The sequence below is a fragment of the Streptomyces sp. NPDC044571 genome (genome assembly GCF_040647115.1).
In the GTDB taxonomy this organism is placed as follows: domain Bacteria; phylum Actinomycetota; class Actinomycetes; order Streptomycetales; family Streptomycetaceae; genus Streptomyces.
In genome coordinates, this window is the sequence record NZ_JBEZBN010000096.1 from 1 (window position 1) to 15,537 (window position 15,537).

Here is a 15,537-nt window from a genome sequence, read left to right on the forward strand (position 1 = left end):
GCCAGACGCGGAAGCGTCCGTAGACGGTGGCCCAGGGACCGAACTCGGCAGGCATCTCCCGCCACTGGGCACTGGACCGGAACCGCCAGACCACAACCGCCGCGTGGGCGTACCCGGCCGCCCTCCGGTCCCTGGCCACGGCACCTACCCCAACGGCGACTACTACCTCCACGTCACCCAGGACCTGCGCCTGGGCACCTTCGGGCATCCCTGGGAGCAGACCCTGACCGTCTGGGGATCCTCGCTGCTCACAGCCGTCCAGGCAGAGCTGAGCGACCTGCTCGGGGAACCGGTCAGGCGCCGAGACTGAGCGACGCAGGTCTGCGTCCTTGATCAACGCTCGGACACGAGACCACAGCAGCGCCTTGAGCGCACCCCACGGGGATCACGCCCTTCCAGGCACGCGACGTCGAGGTCAAGGCCCAGGCCACTGCGGCAGACCCGGACTACGGTAAGACCGTCAACGTCAACGAGGTCGCGGCAGTGAAGCTGGTCCGCGTCAAAGGCTGACGTGCATGTCGGTCGGCCCTGCCCGCCTGGGCTTCTCACCCAGGCGAGCACAGTTGCGTGAGCTCGTCCAGAGAGCACCCGAGCTTGCCACAGCCTTCTTCCCCGACCGGCTGCGCCCCGGTCTCCGTCACTGCCAACTCCGCAGCAAAGAGGGACACCTCAGGATCCCCCATGAGCCTCTCTCAGGCCCGGTACCGTGGTCGGGAAACACACTTGGAGGAGCCCATGAGCGCCCAGCCCGAACACGCGCCCGCACCACCCCCGGCGCCCGCTCCCACCGCGGCTGCGGAGCTCCTTGCCCGGGTCCGGGAAGACCCCCGGGCCCCGCAGTGGATGCCGGCGTTCGAGCGGGACTGGGCCCAGGCACTGGAAGACGCCCGGCACAGCTACAGCCTCACTCCCCTCCATCAGGTCGTCCGCGCCTGGAAAGCGCGCCTGGCAGCCGCCTCGGCTGTCGATGCCTTCATCGCTTCCGGGCTGGACGACTCCGACGGCATCGGCCTGGAAGACGTTCTCGGGGCACGCCCGTGAGCGCATGGCCGGCCCGGCTCTCCCCACAGGCCGCGAAGGTGCTCACTGCGCTGCCCGGGCATGCGGTGGAGATGGTCCGTGATGTCCTGGACCTTGCCTCCCGCGACCCTTGGTCCTTTCCGCCCTTCGACAGCCGTGACCCTGAAGGCGAGGACATCCGGTCTGCTTCTGTCGGGCAGCTGACGGCCGTCTACTTCATCAACCGGTCCAGCGGCCGCCTGTACGTCATCGACATTGTCTGGCTCGGCTGACCTCTCCAAACGACAGCGCACTGGGCCCGCCGCCTATCGGTCGCGGGAAGCGTCCTCCGACGGGCCCGTGGCGGACTGTGCCGACAGGGCGGGAAGCAGGCCGCTGACCGCGCCGCGCGATCGGCCCGCCTTCGCGGCCTGAGGGCGCCTACCGCCGCCCGAAGTGCGTTTGCCAGGTGGTGCGGCAGTCGATGGGTGCTGGAGCGCCGGGTCCAGAAGGTAGACGCCGTCATTGAACGCTTTGAAGCCGACCGACTCCCATACCCTGGCGATTTTGGCTTGAGCGGCCTGGTAGCCGGGCTCGTCCCCGCCGAAGTCGCCGTCGGTGGGTGCCGGCTCGCATGCCACTGCGCAGCATCCTGGCACCAGCCGGCGGATCGCCTCCGCCGCGGCGAGAGCACCGATACCGAACCCGCGCCATTGCCGTTGGATACGGACGCGGTCCATGATCAGAAGGTCCCCGGCCGGGCAGTCGATGCGTTCCTCGAACTCGGGCGACCAGTGAAGGCCCGGCGTCATGGCGTAGGCGGGATCCGTGCACACCGAGACGATCTTCTCGATGTCACCGGTGTAGGAGTCGGCGGCTTCCCAGGCAGGGTCTCGGGTGTAGTCGCGGATACGGACGAAGCTCATCTCGCCGATCGGCGTTCCATCCTCGAAGCGGCACTCGGCATCAGGCGGGGCAGTGCGGGCATCCATCCTCGCCGTGGTACTGCAGGATCCCGACCGACCAGACCTCCAGGGTGTCCTCGAACTCGTAAGGCAGCGCAGGAATCTCGCAGGTGTAGCGCAGGAGGATGTCGGAGCCGTCAAAGGGCAGTTCACTCGGCGGCCGCCGCGGGATGTAATCCACGGCCGATAACCTATCCGTGGCCCGCGCCCTGCCGGACAGCGACAGCACAGTTCCCCTCGCAGGGTCCACGGCGGTGCGGGGGGCCGCCCTGGCGAAAGGCCCCGAAACTACGACCTCGGGTGCGGAAACGGCACCGGTGACGCCGTTTACCGGCCTGTCGTCGGGGTGCGCCGTCCGGGCGCCCGTAGCGGGGTCATCTTCGGGCCGCGCGAGGCGGTCGAATTCGAAGAGCAGGCGGCGACCCTGCGTGCGGCGGGTGGTCGGGTGTGCGAGCTACAACCCGCCCCACCGGCGCAGACGTCACGGTTGCCGCATCACGAACGTGCCGCAGGACTGGCGCCCTTTGGCCGGGAAATCCGATCGCTCGGGCGAAAGCGTCGCAAGTACTTACCTGGTCCGTCAGGTCGCGGGCTGGCTGAAGCACAGCTCCTACCAGGACGGACCCTCATGGCCACACCCGCCCCGCCGCGTCCTGTGCCATCAGGTTCTGGCACAGCTTCTGTGGGGGGCCGCTTTCAGTCAGGGGACTTGCTCGTGGACTCCGTGGTGTCGTGGACCAGCTCGGCGAGCTGGAGCAGAAACCCGTACGTGGCCATTCGGCCGTGGATCCGGAGGAAGTAGGACCGACTGGAGCACTTGAAGATCTCTCGTCGGTTCACCTTCCAGAGCTTGTGCTCGTATGTGCTCGCCGCCTCCAGCAGGGCCGATGCGGCTTCCTCCGGACTGCCGTCGAATTCCGCGAGCGTTCGTGCGTTTCGATCCGTCTCGCTGACACCGTCGACGGGTATGGCAAGCACAATCCATCTAGACACGCTGAGATCCGTTCTCACCCGCACCGCCGGTCGCGGGGCGCACCGAACAAGTGTGGCAGGCGCAACCACACCACACCCATCCGGCACCACAGAAGTTCGCCAGAACCGGATCTCATGAAGAGAACAAGTCCGACGATCATTACGTCGGACGTCATTCGACTACGCCGAAGCCCTGCCCACCCGATCTCCGCTGACGACCAACCGGTGCCACCATGACGCCCAATCACAAGCGGCTACCGGAACCGCGACCGCCTCGCACAACCGCACCCATCCGGCGGAATCAGGGGGATGATGCCGCGGGTCAGGAGCGAAACTTCCGCTACTGCGCAAGCGCCTTCTTCTGATCGCGGTCAGCCGCCGACCCTAACTTCTGACGCCTCGGGCCTGGCGATCCAGGAACTCGATCAGTCGCGTCTCCGAACGCAGAAGCCGTTCTCGCTGCTCAGGAGGAAGAGATGCGAGGAGGTCGACCAGGACTCGGTTCCGCGGGACGTACACCATGTTGCCGGAGTGGATCCGACAAGTGGAACACCAGGCGAGTCCGATGCACCGCTCGAACATCGAGGACTCGGGTGGATGGAAGCGGTACTGGTACGAACAGACCGGCGTTCCGCAGTCGGCGCAGACGCGTCGATCGCCGTCGGGAATCGTGTTCCAACTCCCGACCTCTCGCCAATGCTCTCGCCCGGCCGGTGCTCTTCAAGTCGTCATGCCGAGCATTCTCGCGCACAGAGATCCATCCAGCACAGCCTCGGAGCAAGGCTCCGGCCGACCACAGAACATAACCGGCTCCTGGTCACCTTCACGGAATCCGTGTCTGAACCCGTTCACCCCGCCGAAAACATGGCGGTGGTAGCGGCTCGGGACCGTACGCCCTTGCGCGACGCAGTGCTGGGGACTTGTGGCCCGGTATCGCACGTCGAAGTCCGGCCGCCAGGACCCGGCGCCACGGCTCCCGCCGGCCGGCGCGCCGGTCCGGCGGCGCTTTCCGGCGACAAGGGAGAAGGGCGCCGCCTACGCGGTTGCCCGCGCAGACGACGCCCCTTGCCAGGACGGGTCCGGATCAGCTCACCGTACGGTCTTCGAACCGAGTTCGCCGGGCTTCTTCGGCACCCACGGGTGCACGGCCGTGGCCTGCTCAGGGACCGGCTCGTCCATGGTCACGCGCCAGACGTCCTTGTTGTCCACTCTGGTGGCCCGGACCTGGATCTGCTTGACCTGGCCGGTCTCGTGCAGATAGAGCACGACCTCCTGCCGGAGCGAGCCCTCGTCGTAGAACTCCGCGGTCACCTTGCCCCGGGCTCCCTTGCCGAAGGCCGCGATCCAGTTCTCGGCGGTCTTCTCGGGTACGCCCTTGGCCTCCTTGTCGGCCACCAGCGATGCCAGCTCGCCCACCTTGCCGTCGGCGATGCGCCACACCACCTGCTGGGTGATGCCCAAGGATCCCGTGGACGGGTATCCGACCACGGCGAGCGGCGGGTGGCTGCCGTAGTCACCGGCGTACGCCACGTCTTCGACATCGTAGGCCGACGTGCAGGCGGTCAGCATGCCGATGGACAGCACGGATCCGGTCACGGCCCGCAAGGCCCGTCCTGGCCTCATTGGGACCTCGGCCGAAGCGCGCCGGCCTCGATCGAGTCCTACCAGGTCCTGCTTGCTCACACGCTTGATCGCTTTGGGCACCTTCTCCGGCATGGGAGCAGATTAGCCATCGACGCCCCACCGCGAGTTACTGCTGGCACAGACCACGCCTCTGCGACGCCTCCATCACAAGTGACTGCAACGACGCTTGGGCAGCAGTACTCGTGAATACGCGAGTCCACCAGTACCGAGGCCGGAGGAAGTCGGCGACCTTGCCCGGCATGTCGAGCACGATGGGCAGCCCCGGAGCCGGGGTGACCGGGTCGGCGGCCATGTACTCGGGCAGGAGCCGCTCGGAGAATACGGGTTGAGCGAAGGTGAGAGCGAGAGCATCAGTAGGCCTCAGTCCTCGCTGTCTTCGTACAGGGCGTGGTCCTCGATGAGCAGGACGGTGTCCGGTCCGAGAGCGGCCATGGGGTTGTAGGTGATCGCGCGTTCTCCCGACTGAGCCTGCTCCTGCTCCAGCGCCGTGCGGACGACGGTCGCCCACCGGCCGTCGAAGAGTTCGTGAAGGCGGACGTCGTTCTGCGGGCCGAAGGCGACACGCGGCTCTATCCGGGCGATGGGCCGTTTTCAGCATTTCCATTGAATCCGGCAATCAACGTGTTTCATGCCAAACTTTGCGCCCAAGCCAGCACGGGTGGTTGGCAGGTCGACGACTGCGATGTCAACAGGGATGGCGGCCCAGGGCCCGGTGCCTGGCAGGAGCATCCGATGATGGCGAACAAGACGCTGAGCGGGGCGGCCTGCCTTCGACGAGCCGGACCCTGGCCACGTGGGGGTTTCGAACGACATCCAGCGCCTCCGCGCGCATCGGGCCGGGCCGGTGGCTGGCGGAGGTGCGCATGGGCTCCAGATTGGCCTGCAGACCATGAGCGCGCAGGATCCGTCGATGAAGGCGCAGATCACCGAACTGCTATCGAGGGTTCGCGTGCCGCCTACTGCCCAGCCGCCGCCACTCCGGCAGTTTCGGCGGCGCAGACCGCCATGACCCTTCATCAGGCGTTCTGGTGATCAAGGTAATGTTCCCTCCGGGGTGTCAATCACCCTGAAGGGGGACGCAGAGCATGGAACTGACCGCAGAGATAGCCGCGTACCGAGCAGGTACCGGGGATCCCAGACGCCTGGTGGGCGAGTTCCGGCGGGCAGTGCTGCTCGTGCCCCTTGCCGGTGATGGCGCGGACGCCGAGGGCGGGTTGATGTCGGCCGTCTCGGGCGGGATCCGCTGGTTCTACGCGTTCACGGACGAGGAAGCGCTCGCCCGGTTCGCCGAAGCCCGTGGGGAAGCCGGCCGCGAATGGCCCTACCTGGCAATCCTGGGCGCGCGTCTGGTCGATGCGGTCGTCCCGGAGGTGGCCGGCCCCGCCGGAGTTGCCGTGAACGTAGCCGACGCGGACGGGTCGATGCTGTTCCCGCCCGTCGCCGGGATCGTCCCCGACGCCTGTGCCGTGGACATCGAGGCCGAGGCCGAGTCCGCGGAGGTGGCCTGATGGCAGGCGATGGTGACCTGGAGGTCTCCCCACAGGCGGTGGCCGCGATCCAGAAGGGTCTGCGGGCGGCGATTTCGGAGCTGCGGGAGTCGGGGGATGCGGCCGGGGCCTCGCAGGGGGCGGGATTCGAGAACCTGTCGATGACGGCGATGGAGACCGGGCACGGCGCGTTGTCGAAGGACTTCGAGGACTTCTGCGAGCGCTGGGAGTGGGGCGTGCGCAGCCTCATCCAGAACGCCTCCACCCTTGCGGGCAATCTCGGCATCGCCGCCGGGACGATGTGGGAGGAGGACCAGTACGTCCAGGGCGCGTTCAAGGTCGTGGCGAACGCCGCGTACGGGAACCCGCATGCCAGTGAGGACGAGATCGAGAAGAAGTCCTGGGGGGACATCTTCAGCGCTGATGTCTACAAGCCGGACTACAGCGCCGAGTCCTTCGAGAAGAGCGGTCAGGACATCAAGCAGACCTGGTCGGACACGAAGGACACGGTGACCTCGTCGGGGAGGATCGGGTCGCTGAAGGACCTGCTGGAGCAGACGAAGGGCAACGGGGGCGGTAGCTGATGGGCTGGCGGGATTTCGTACCGGACTCGATCGAGGACAAGGTCGAGCACGGGGTCGAGAAGGTCGGCGACGCCATCGAGTGGGCCGGTGACAAGACGGCCGACCTGGCGGAGGAGGTCGGGCTCGACGAGGCCGGCGACTGGATCCGCGACAAGTCCCGTTCGGCAGCCAACCAGCTCGGCGCCGACGTCTCCGAGCTGGAGCTCGGCCAGACCGACGACCTCAAGAAGCTGGTCTACGGCAGCGTTTCCAAGATCCGCGAGCAGGTGTCGCACCTGAACGATTTCAAGGCGGCCTTCGAGTCGGTCGGCAACGGGCTGAAGACCATGACCCAGCCCGACGGCCTGAAGGGCAAGACCGCGGACACCTTCCGCGAGAAGGTCGCCAAGGAGCCCCCGCGCTGGTTCAAGGCCGCCGACGCCTTCGGCAAGGCCGCCGATGCAATGAATCGTTTCGCCGAGACCGTGGAGTGGGCGCAGGGCAAGGCCAAGGAAGCCCTGGAGGACTACAACAAGGCCAAGAAGGCCTCCGAGGACGCCCGCACCGCGCACAACAAGCTCGTCAAGGAATACAAGGATGCCTACGAGGCGAAGAAGGACCACCTGCCCCCGAAGCCGTCCGAGGGTTTCCACGATCCGGGCAAGGCCATGGCCCACGCCGCCCAGGAGAAGCTCGACAACGCCCGCAAGCAGCGCAACGAGGTCGCCGACACCACCGCGGCAGCCGTCCGCGCCGCCCGCGACGCCGCCCCGCCCAAGCCCTCGTACACCGAGCAGCTCGGCGACGGCATGGACTACCTGGACCTCGCCACCACCCACCTGGTCGGCGGCGTGGTCAAGGGAACCGCCGGCATCGTCAACTTCGCCCGCGCCCTCAACCCGCCTCCGAAGGCATCGGCAAGATGCTGCCCGAACTCATCGGATCCAAGGGCTTGGGTTCCGCGAAAAGGCTCGGCTCGGCGGCGAGGCACCTGGACGACGCCAAGCACCTGGACGGCAAGAAGCCGGGCGGCAGCCGCGGGGATCACGAGAGGGATCCGAATCACAGCAGCAACAAGTGTCATGACAACGTCTGCGATGGCGACCCGGTGGACATGGCTACCGGCCGCATGCTCCTGCCGCAGACGGACATCGCGCTGCCCGGATCACTGCCCCTCGTCTTTCAGCGCACCTTCGACTCCTCACGCCGCTCCGGGCGCTGGTTCGGTCCGACCTGGGCGAGCACGGTGGACCAGCGGCTGGAGATCGACTCGAAGGGCGTCGTCTTCAGCTGCGACGAGGGCAGCCTGCTGGCTTACCCCCACCCGGCTCCCGGTGTTCCGGTCATGCCCACGTACGGCCGGCGCTGGCCCTTGGGCAGGGTCGCAGGCGGCTACACCATCACCGACCCGGGCACCGGACGGGTCCTGCACTTCAACGATCACAGCGACGATCTCGCGCTCCTGGCTCAGATCGACGACCGCAACGGCCGCTGGATCATCTTCGAGCACGACGAGGCCGGCGCCCCGACCTCGATCGTCCACCACGGCGGCTACCACCTGAAACTTACGACTGCCGAGGGCCGGGTAACTGCTCTGCACCTCGCGGGTGCGGCGCCGGACGGGAGCGACCAGGAGATCCTGCGCTACGGCTACACCGACCGCCACCTCACCGAGGTCGTCAATTCCTCGGGGCGCCCCCTGCTCTTCGGCTGCGACGAACACGGCCGCATCACCTCTTGGACCGACACCAACAACAACCACTACGACTACGTCTACGACGACCAGGACCGCTGTATCCACCAGTCCGGATCCAACGGGCACATGGAATCCCACTTCACTTGGGGCGACACCGATCCCGGCACAGGTCTGAGGACCACGTCGATCACCGACGGCCTCGGGCACACGAAGCAGTTCGTCGTCAACGAGCACTCCCACGTCGTCGCCGAGATCGATGCACTGGGTGGAGTCACCCGCTTCGAGCGGGACCGTCACAACCGCCTTCTATCCCGTACGGATCCCCTCGGCAATGTCGAGCGTTTCACCTTCGACGAGTCCGGACGACTCACCACGATGGTGAGGCCGGACGGACGGACCCTGAGCGCTGAGTACGACGCCTCCGGGCTGCCTGTGCGCCTGGTGAACGCGGACGGATCGGTGACACGCCAGACGTTCGACGCGCGCGGAAACCGAACCTCCCTCACGGACCCGACGGGGGCGACGACACGTTTCACCTACGACGAGTCGGGCCATCTCGTCGCCACCAGGGATGCCCTCGGACACATCACCGTCGTCCGCTGCAACAAGGCCGGCCTGCAGGTCGAGCTGACCGACCCACTCGGCGCAACGACACGGATCTCACGCGACGGATTCGGTCGGCCGATCTCCTTCACGGACGCATTGGGCGCTTCGGCTCGGTTCGAGTGGACCGTGGAAGGGCACCTCGCCCGTCGTGTCGAGGCCGACGGCAGCGAGCACTCCTGGACGTACGACGGTGAAGGCAACTGCACCAGCCACACCGATGCGCTGGGTGGGGCGACCACCTACGAGTACGCCGACTTCGACCTTCTCGCTTCCCGCACCGGCCCGGACGGGCTCAGGTACCAGTTCACCCACGATGCCAATCTCCGGCTGGCGCAGGTCAGGAACCCACAGGGCCTCGCATGGAGCTACGGGTACGACCCGGCCGGGCGGCTCGTCACCGAGACCGACTTCGACCACCGGACCATCGCCTACGGCTATGACCAGGCCGGCAGGCTGATCTCACGTACCAACGGCATGGGCGAGAGCATCGGGTTCCAGTACAACGCTCTCGGACAGGTCATCCGCAAGGATGCCGCGGGCGTTGTCACCACCTTCGAGTACGACGTCTTCGACGAACTCGCTGTGGCGACGACCCCTGACGTCACCCTCACCCGTCTGCGCGACCGCCACGGACGTCTCGTGGCCGAGACCGTCGACGGCCGCGAGCTCACCTTCGAGTACGACCTCCTCGGCCGCCGAACCGGCAGGACGACACCCAGCGGTGCCACCAGCTCCTGGACGTACGACCCGGCTGGCCGGCGAGAATCACTGACCGCTGCAGGCCGTACGATGACCTTCGAACGCGACGCGGCCGGCCAGGAGCTGGTACGCCGCGTCGGTGAATCGTTCACGCTGTCCCACGGCTACGACGTGATGGGCCGCATGACCGAACAGCGTGTCAGCAGTCACGGACGGTCACTCCAGCGCCGCGACTACGCCTACCGGGCGGACGGCAATCTGATCGGCATCGACGACGAGCTCGCGGGGCGTCGCCGCTTCGACCTCGACGCGACCGGCCGTGTCACGGCAGTTCGCGCCGAGAACTGGACCGAGCGCTACTCCTATGACTCGGTGGGCAACCAGACCGAGGCGTCATGGCCGGCCGCGCACGCGGAGCAGGACGCAACGGGCCCCCGCTCCTACAAAGGCACGCAGCTCACCCGTGCAGGAGGCGTCCGCTACGAACGCGATGCCCAGGGCCGGATCGTCCTTCGACAGAAGACCCGCCTGTCTCGGAAACCCGATACCTGGCGCTACGCGTGGGACGCCGAGGACCGTCTGACATCCGTCACCACACCTGACGGCTCCGTATGGTGCTACCGGTACGACGCGCTCGGCCGCCGTGTGTCCAAGCAGCGCCTGGCAGCCAGCGGTCTGGCGCCCATCGAGCAGGTGTCGTTCGTCTGGGACGACAGCCTGCTGTGCGAGCAGACCACCACCGGCGCGGCTTTGCCCCATCCTGTGGCGCTCACGTGGGACCACGACGGCTTGCATCCGCTCACCCAGACAGAGCGCATTCTTGCACCTGACGCACCACAAGAACTGATCGCCGAGCGATTCTTTTCCATCGTCACCGACCTGATCGGCACGCCAAGTGAACTGATCGACGATGCGGGAAATCTGGCGTGGCGCATGCGCAGCACCCTGTGGGGCACGACGACGTGGGCTGCAACCAGTACGACCTATACCCCCCTTTGTTTTCCGGGCCAGTACTTCGACCCGGAAACCGGCCTGCACTACAACTACTTCCGACATTACGACCCCGAAGTGGCGCAGTACCTGACACCCGACCCACTGGGCCTGGCTCCTGCACCCACCCCCCGGTCCTACGTGTCCAACCCTCACACCTGGTCGGATCCGCTCGGACTCAAACCGTGCAAGAAGGCAACCGAGGACCTCAACTGGAACGAGAAGAGCCGACCCACCTTCGGCCATACGTTCAGTGAGCACGGAGCGGGAACGAAGAACACGCAGAGCCTCACGGACCGTGCCCGGTCCACAGGCAATGATCAAGGGCAGTGGCTGGACAATTCCAAGGCTGTAGAGTTCCTGAAGTCACATCATGATCCTAATGCCGGGGTACGCGAAGTGCCGATCCCACCGGGAATGGGCCAGGTCATCAAGCCCGATGGTTCGATCGTGGAACCGACTCACGTCCGTATGGTTCCCAAACCTGATGGGACCTACAAGACAGCATTCCCCATAGTGAAGTGACGGTGAAATGAACATGAGGATGTCCCTCACCTCCCCTTCGGCGGAACTTCCGCCCGATCTGGTGGCAATCGAGCTCTCCGACGACTACGAGTCGCTGGCGATGGACGCATGTCAGCTGCTTTCCGAAACCGATGCACGATTCATCATCTCTGGGTTCGGTCAAGAGGAATGGCCGGTCAACATCTCGTACGATCTGTCATCAGTGATGGAGCAACTTCCCGAGGCGATCGACAGTCTGCGAACGGACCGGCCCGCCGAGATCGACCTCTACGGGCAGGGGATCGAGCGATGCCTGACCTTCGTGCCCGCGGGGGACACCACGGAGATCCGATGCACCTCGGGTACTGCATGGCAGCCGGACCCTGAGGTGGAAATCCTGTCGCGCACGGCAGCGCTGGAGCTCCTCACCGGCTTGGCCGGTGATTTCGGTGCCGCCCTGCGAAGAGCCGCTCCCGAGCTCGCAATGCGAACGCCGTTCGCGAAGTGGTAGTCGAGACGGAGAGGGACAGCTGCCGAGCCGATCCCTCCGTATCGTCCAGCTGACCGGATGAAGGCGGCGGCGAGGTGGATGGTGGCGGTCTCGTCATATCGAGTGGCCAGGCCGCACCACTGCGTGATCTTGCCCGGTCGACTTCCAGGGAACTGCAAAAATGCTGAAGCGCCTGATGTTCGGTCCTGCAGACTCCCAGCTCTTACGCAAGCCGTTCCTGCTCCACTCCTGAAACTACTCAGGACGCATCGTCGACGAGCCCGAAGCCCTCCGGGAACTCTCCCAGGAACTCACGGCGAGCCGGGCTGGTCTCGGCGGTTGCCAACTCCCCGACCAGGGCGATCAACTCCTGTTGCCGGTCAGTCGGCAGCGTGCTGATCACGTGGGCGACCCCCTCCCGCGAACAAGCTCAGGGTGAGCGTGCAGGGGGTGCAGCCGGTGATGTGGGTGGGATCGGTCGACAACTGGCTGAACGTCTCGACCACCAGCGGCTCGGACTCGTTGAGCCGTACGGGCAACGCCTACCCGGACATGGAAGTGGTGCAGTACCCGGCAGAAGAGCCAGAAGGCCAAGGATCGGCGGGTCGCCGTCGATGCCGTGGCCCACACCAGTGGCTACGACGCGCCGGACGGGGGCCTCTTCGACAAGGCCCGTGAAGACCGCACCTGGCTCAACGGCACCTGCATGAAGAGCTGCTGAAGTGAGGAAGCTGTCATGAGTACGGGAAAGCGGCTGTGGATCTCACTACGGCGCTACGTCCTGACCGCCGTGCTTGCCTGGGTGACAGCGGCCTCGGTGCTGCCCGCTGTCGGCGATGATCCCTTCACCGAGGAGTTCGTACTCGAGATGCGGGTCGGACTCGCGGGGGTTCCCCTCCTGACAGTCGCGACCATGTTCGTGCTCGTCCTGCTGGCCGGTCGGCGGTTCGGACCGCCGACCGGCGGTCCCCAGCGGATCCGGGGTGGCTGGATGGTCGTCCTGCCGTTGTTGCTGTTGCTGCCGGTGGGAATGCTTCATGCCCCTGCAGTACCTGATCATGGTGGGCGCGCAGCTGGCCTACGTGGTCCGGGTACTGCCCTGCGCGTGACACGGCGAACGTCCTGTACTCCCTCGCCGACCCGGCCGTTCCCGCGGGCCAGCGGGCCCGGACGGCACGGGCGGTCGGGGGACTCCGGACCAGTCCGGTCGTAGAAGCCCTGGTGCTCGCTGCGGCGGACGCAGAGCCAGAGGTCGCCGAAGCGGCCCTGGAAAGCCTCTGCACCATCTGGCGGCACGACGGGTCGGCGAGAACCTGTTGCTGAGGCTTGCGCTGGATGACCAGCACCGGGTCCGGGCGCTGGGCGTCAGGGTCCGCAGCCCCTGGTGACAGGCGCGGCATTCCGATAGTGCTGTGACCGGGAAGGTTCGCCGGGTTGGGTGGTCAAGCCGGCATGGGTAGTGGTCTGCCGCCCCAGCGGATGCCTTTCTCGCTGCGGATGCGGGCGTATTCGCGTCGTTGGGCGGCACGGCCGCGTTCGGCACGGTCGAGGTGGTGGCGATAGGCCGCGCGGCCGGGGCTGCGTGTCCGGACTGCGGCCGGTTCTCGGGACGGGTCCACGATCGATACCAGCGCAGGCTGAGGGACCTTCCCCTCGCTGAGCAGGGCTTCGTGATCCGGCTGACGGTACGGCGCTTCATGTGCGAGGCGGCGTACTGCCCGCGCCGGACGTTCGCCGAGCCGTTCTCCCGGCTGGCCGCCCCGCACGCATGGTTCACGACCCGGCTCAACCACGCCCTGGAGCGGGTGGGGCTCGCGCTGGCCGGGCGGGCCGGAGCTCGGCTGGCTGCCCAGCTGGGCTTCGGCGCGGGGAGGATGACCTTGTTACGCAGGGTCATGGCATTGCCCGACCCACTGTTCGACACGCCGCGTGTGCTGGGCGTGGACGACTTCGCGATCCGCCGCGGCCAGACCTACTCCACGGTCTTGACCAGCGTCGAAGACCATCGCGTGGTCGATGTGCTCCCGACGCGAGAAGCCGGACCGCTGGCCGCCTGGCTGATCCGCCACCCCGGCGTGGAGATCATCTGCCGGGACCGGGCGGGCGCCTATGCCGAGGGTGCCCGACGCGGTGCCCCCGATGCTCTGCAGGTCGCTGACCGGTTCCATCTGTGGCAGGGCCTCGGCCGAGCGGTGGAGACCTGCGTCGCCGCCCACCGCGACTGCCTGCGCAAACCTTCCTCCAGTGGCCCCCTGCCCGAGGCGACCAGGCTGGCTTCCGGTCGGCCGCAGGACGACTCGGTGCCCGTCGGCCGGCGGGCCGCGCGGAAGAAGGCCGCCCATGGTCTGGTCCACGGGCTTCTTGCCCAAGGTCACTCACGCCGGGCGATTGCCCGGCACCTGGGCTGGGGCCTCAACCCCGTGCTCAGATACGCGAACGCCGCACGCTGGCAGGACACCATCCGCGAGAACCGGCCCCGACCCAGCAGGCTGGACCCCTACAAGCCCTACCTGGAGCGACGCTTCGCCGAGGGATGCACCAGCGTCACCCACCTCCACAGCGAACTCGTTGCCGACAACGCACCCGTCACCTACCAGATGGTCCGTGCCCACATCGCCACCCTCCGCGGGGCTCCGGCTGGCGCGCCGCCGCGACCGCCGACAGTGCGGCAGGTGACCGGCTGGCTCACCCGACACCCCACGACCCTGAACGAGGAAGACAGGGCCGGCCTGAAGGAGGTCCTGACCCACTGCCCAGCACTGGACCAGGCCGCCGGACACGTCCGCGACTTCGGCGAAATCCTCACTGACCGCCTTGGCTCCACACTCTCCACCTGGATCGACGCAGTCGACGCCAGCCAGCTACCCGGCCTCACCGGCTTCGCACTCCACCTGCACCGAGACCTCGACGCCGTGACAGCCGGGCTCACTCTCGACTGGAGCTCCGGCAGCATTGAGGGGCCGTCAACCGCATCAAGAAAATCAAGCGGCAGCTCTACGGCCGCGCCGGCTTCGAACTACTCCGCAAGATGATCCTTCTCCAGTAACCCTTCGCGATGTTCCCAAGTGCTGCGCGGGAACAGGAATGTAGGAACCCCTGCTGCGGCCGGCATATAGCCAGTGCATGCAGGTGCCCCGCCATGGCAGGATGGCGCCATGTTGATCCGAAAGGGCGATGCCGCGTAGGCCTCCCAAGGCCGTCCGTGCAGAGCGGTGGCGGCCACGATGTCAGTATCCGGTTCTGAGGGTCCCCGGTGTCTCCGCGCGGACTCGTGCAGCGATCCGCCGGGTCGAAGACCAGGAGATGTGGCCCAACGCGGTCGCCAAGGCACTCTCATGCTTCGAGTGGGCTTTTAAGGAGCCCGGACGCTACCTGGACGCCTCCGCGTTCGATTCGCCCGGGGTGGGAGATGCCCGTGATGACCTGGAGTGGGCGATGCTCCACCTTCCGCCCGGAGCCAAACGGGACTTGGGCCGATTGATCACGCGTATCGATGAGGAATTCGAGCACCGCACCTTGCCGGAGCCCAACTACAAGGAGTGGTCGACGACGCGCTGGTGGTGGACCAGAATGCGTGAACGCTGAGGGCCCCCGAGGTCGGTGCCCCTCCCTGCAATCGAACGAAGCTGTCACCCTCCGCGACCACTCCCCAAGATCTGTGCCAGAACCGAGTTTGGGAGTCTCTCAGGTCGATCAGGCCCCGGAATCCCAGCTCGGACACCACGGGGCAACTGACCCGCCAGTAGCCGCGAGCCGGACATGACGCCGTGGGTACCGACCGCCGACATGTGGAAACGACCCCTGGGGCCGGGCCCGGGTCGATCCTTAGTGAGCGTTTGATTCTCGGTTGTCTGTTTCATTTGGCTTGGCTGTCGCGCCAGTTGTGGGTGGTCTCGTGTGTGAGGCGGCGGGTCATGAGGTT

General features: G+C 66.8%; 13 protein-coding genes and 2 pseudogenes. 9 read left to right on the forward strand and 6 right to left on the reverse strand.

Translation table 11 applies throughout. From position 1 onward, the window contains the following. A pseudogene (locus AB0B01_RS29845) lies at positions 1-94 on the reverse strand (transposase); the annotation flags it as partial. Between the two features lie 9 nt (positions 95-103). Between AB0B01_RS29845 and AB0B01_RS29850 the strand changes: the two are divergent. From AB0B01_RS29850 to AB0B01_RS29860, 3 genes are all read left to right on the forward strand, one after another. Next, positions 104-310: a DUF2716 domain-containing protein gene (locus AB0B01_RS29850; protein WP_361725779.1), complete on the forward strand. Its 207-nt coding sequence runs from the start codon at positions 104-106 to the stop codon at positions 308-310. Positions 311-735: 425 nt separating this feature from the next. After that, positions 736-1,041, forward strand: a complete 306-nt coding sequence (locus AB0B01_RS29855; protein WP_361725782.1) for a DUF6247 family protein — start codon at positions 736-738, stop codon at positions 1,039-1,041. Then, positions 1,038-1,292, forward strand: a complete 255-nt coding sequence (locus tag AB0B01_RS29860) for a hypothetical protein (RefSeq protein WP_361725785.1) — start codon at positions 1,038-1,040, stop codon at positions 1,290-1,292. Before AB0B01_RS29855 ends, AB0B01_RS29860 begins: the two co-directional genes overlap by 4 nt. Before the next feature lie 33 nt (positions 1,293-1,325). Here the strand turns inward: AB0B01_RS29860 and AB0B01_RS29865 are convergent, their stop codons facing one another. From AB0B01_RS29865 to AB0B01_RS29880, 4 genes are all read right to left on the reverse strand, one after another. Further along, positions 1,326-1,991: a hypothetical protein gene (locus AB0B01_RS29865; RefSeq protein WP_361725788.1), complete on the reverse strand. Its 666-nt coding sequence runs from the start codon at positions 1,989-1,991 to the stop codon at positions 1,326-1,328. Then, complete coding sequence (locus tag AB0B01_RS29870) at positions 1,966-2,145, reverse strand: hypothetical protein (protein WP_361725791.1); 180 nt, start codon at positions 2,143-2,145, stop codon at positions 1,966-1,968. The genes AB0B01_RS29865 and AB0B01_RS29870 overlap by 26 nt, the downstream gene beginning before the upstream one ends. A 515-nt stretch (positions 2,146-2,660) precedes the next feature. Then, a complete protein-coding gene (locus AB0B01_RS29875) occupies positions 2,661-2,957 on the reverse strand; it encodes a hypothetical protein (protein ID WP_361725794.1) in 297 nt (98 codons plus the stop codon). A 1,068-nt stretch (positions 2,958-4,025) separates the two neighbouring features. Next, positions 4,026-4,532, reverse strand: coding sequence for a hypothetical protein (locus AB0B01_RS29880; RefSeq protein ID WP_361725797.1), 507 nt, complete (start codon positions 4,530-4,532; stop codon positions 4,026-4,028). A 1,133-nt stretch (positions 4,533-5,665) separates the two neighbouring features. On the opposite strand from AB0B01_RS29880, the gene AB0B01_RS29885 reads away from it, so the two are divergent. The 5 genes and pseudogenes from AB0B01_RS29885 (at position 5,666) to AB0B01_RS29905 (ending at position 11,636) form a co-directional block, all read left to right on the forward strand. Then, positions 5,666-6,088, forward strand: a complete 423-nt coding sequence (locus tag AB0B01_RS29885; protein WP_361725800.1) for an SseB family protein — start codon at positions 5,666-5,668, stop codon at positions 6,086-6,088. Next, positions 6,088-6,651, forward strand: a complete 564-nt coding sequence (locus AB0B01_RS29890) for a hypothetical protein (protein ID WP_361725803.1) — start codon at positions 6,088-6,090, stop codon at positions 6,649-6,651. The genes AB0B01_RS29885 and AB0B01_RS29890 overlap by 1 nt, the downstream gene beginning before the upstream one ends. Then, positions 6,651-7,352, forward strand: a pseudogene (locus AB0B01_RS29895) (putative T7SS-secreted protein); the annotation flags it as partial. The gene AB0B01_RS29890 and the pseudogene AB0B01_RS29895, both read left to right, overlap by 1 nt. A gap of 200 nt (positions 7,353-7,552) precedes the next feature. Further along, entirely contained in the window at positions 7,553-11,146 is a 3,594-nt protein-coding gene (locus AB0B01_RS29900; RefSeq protein ID WP_361725806.1) for a DUF6531 domain-containing protein, read from the forward strand. 19 nt (positions 11,147-11,165) lie between these two features. After that, entirely contained in the window at positions 11,166-11,636 is a 471-nt protein-coding gene (locus AB0B01_RS29905; protein WP_361725809.1) for a hypothetical protein, read from the forward strand. A 238-nt stretch (positions 11,637-11,874) separates the two neighbouring features. Here AB0B01_RS29905 and AB0B01_RS29910 read toward each other — a convergent pair whose 3' ends face one another. Then, positions 11,875-12,018 (reverse strand): hypothetical protein, encoded by a 144-nt coding sequence (locus AB0B01_RS29910; RefSeq protein WP_361725812.1) that lies wholly within the window; start codon positions 12,016-12,018, stop codon positions 11,875-11,877. Between the two features lie 1,150 nt (positions 12,019-13,168). Here AB0B01_RS29910 and AB0B01_RS29915 point away from each other — a divergent pair. Then, a complete protein-coding gene (locus AB0B01_RS29915) occupies positions 13,169-14,647 on the forward strand; it encodes an ISL3 family transposase (protein ID WP_361725815.1) in 1,479 nt (492 codons plus the stop codon). Positions 14,648-15,537: the final 890 nt, after the last annotated feature.

Coding starts and splice junctions, on each gene's coding strand:
- AB0B01_RS29855 (WP_361725782.1), top strand. CDS start 736: ATGAGCGCCCAGCCCGAACACGCGCCCGCACCACCCCCGGCGCCCGCT.
- AB0B01_RS29865 (WP_361725788.1), bottom strand. CDS start 1,991: ATGGATGCCCGCACTGCCCCGCCTGATGCCGAGTGCCGCTTCGAGGAT.
- AB0B01_RS29885 (WP_361725800.1), top strand. CDS start 5,666: ATGGAACTGACCGCAGAGATAGCCGCGTACCGAGCAGGTACCGGGGAT.
- AB0B01_RS29890 (WP_361725803.1), top strand. CDS start 6,088: ATGGCAGGCGATGGTGACCTGGAGGTCTCCCCACAGGCGGTGGCCGCG.
- AB0B01_RS29900 (WP_361725806.1), top strand. CDS start 7,553: ATGCTGCCCGAACTCATCGGATCCAAGGGCTTGGGTTCCGCGAAAAGG.
- AB0B01_RS29905 (WP_361725809.1), top strand. CDS start 11,166: ATGTCCCTCACCTCCCCTTCGGCGGAACTTCCGCCCGATCTGGTGGCA.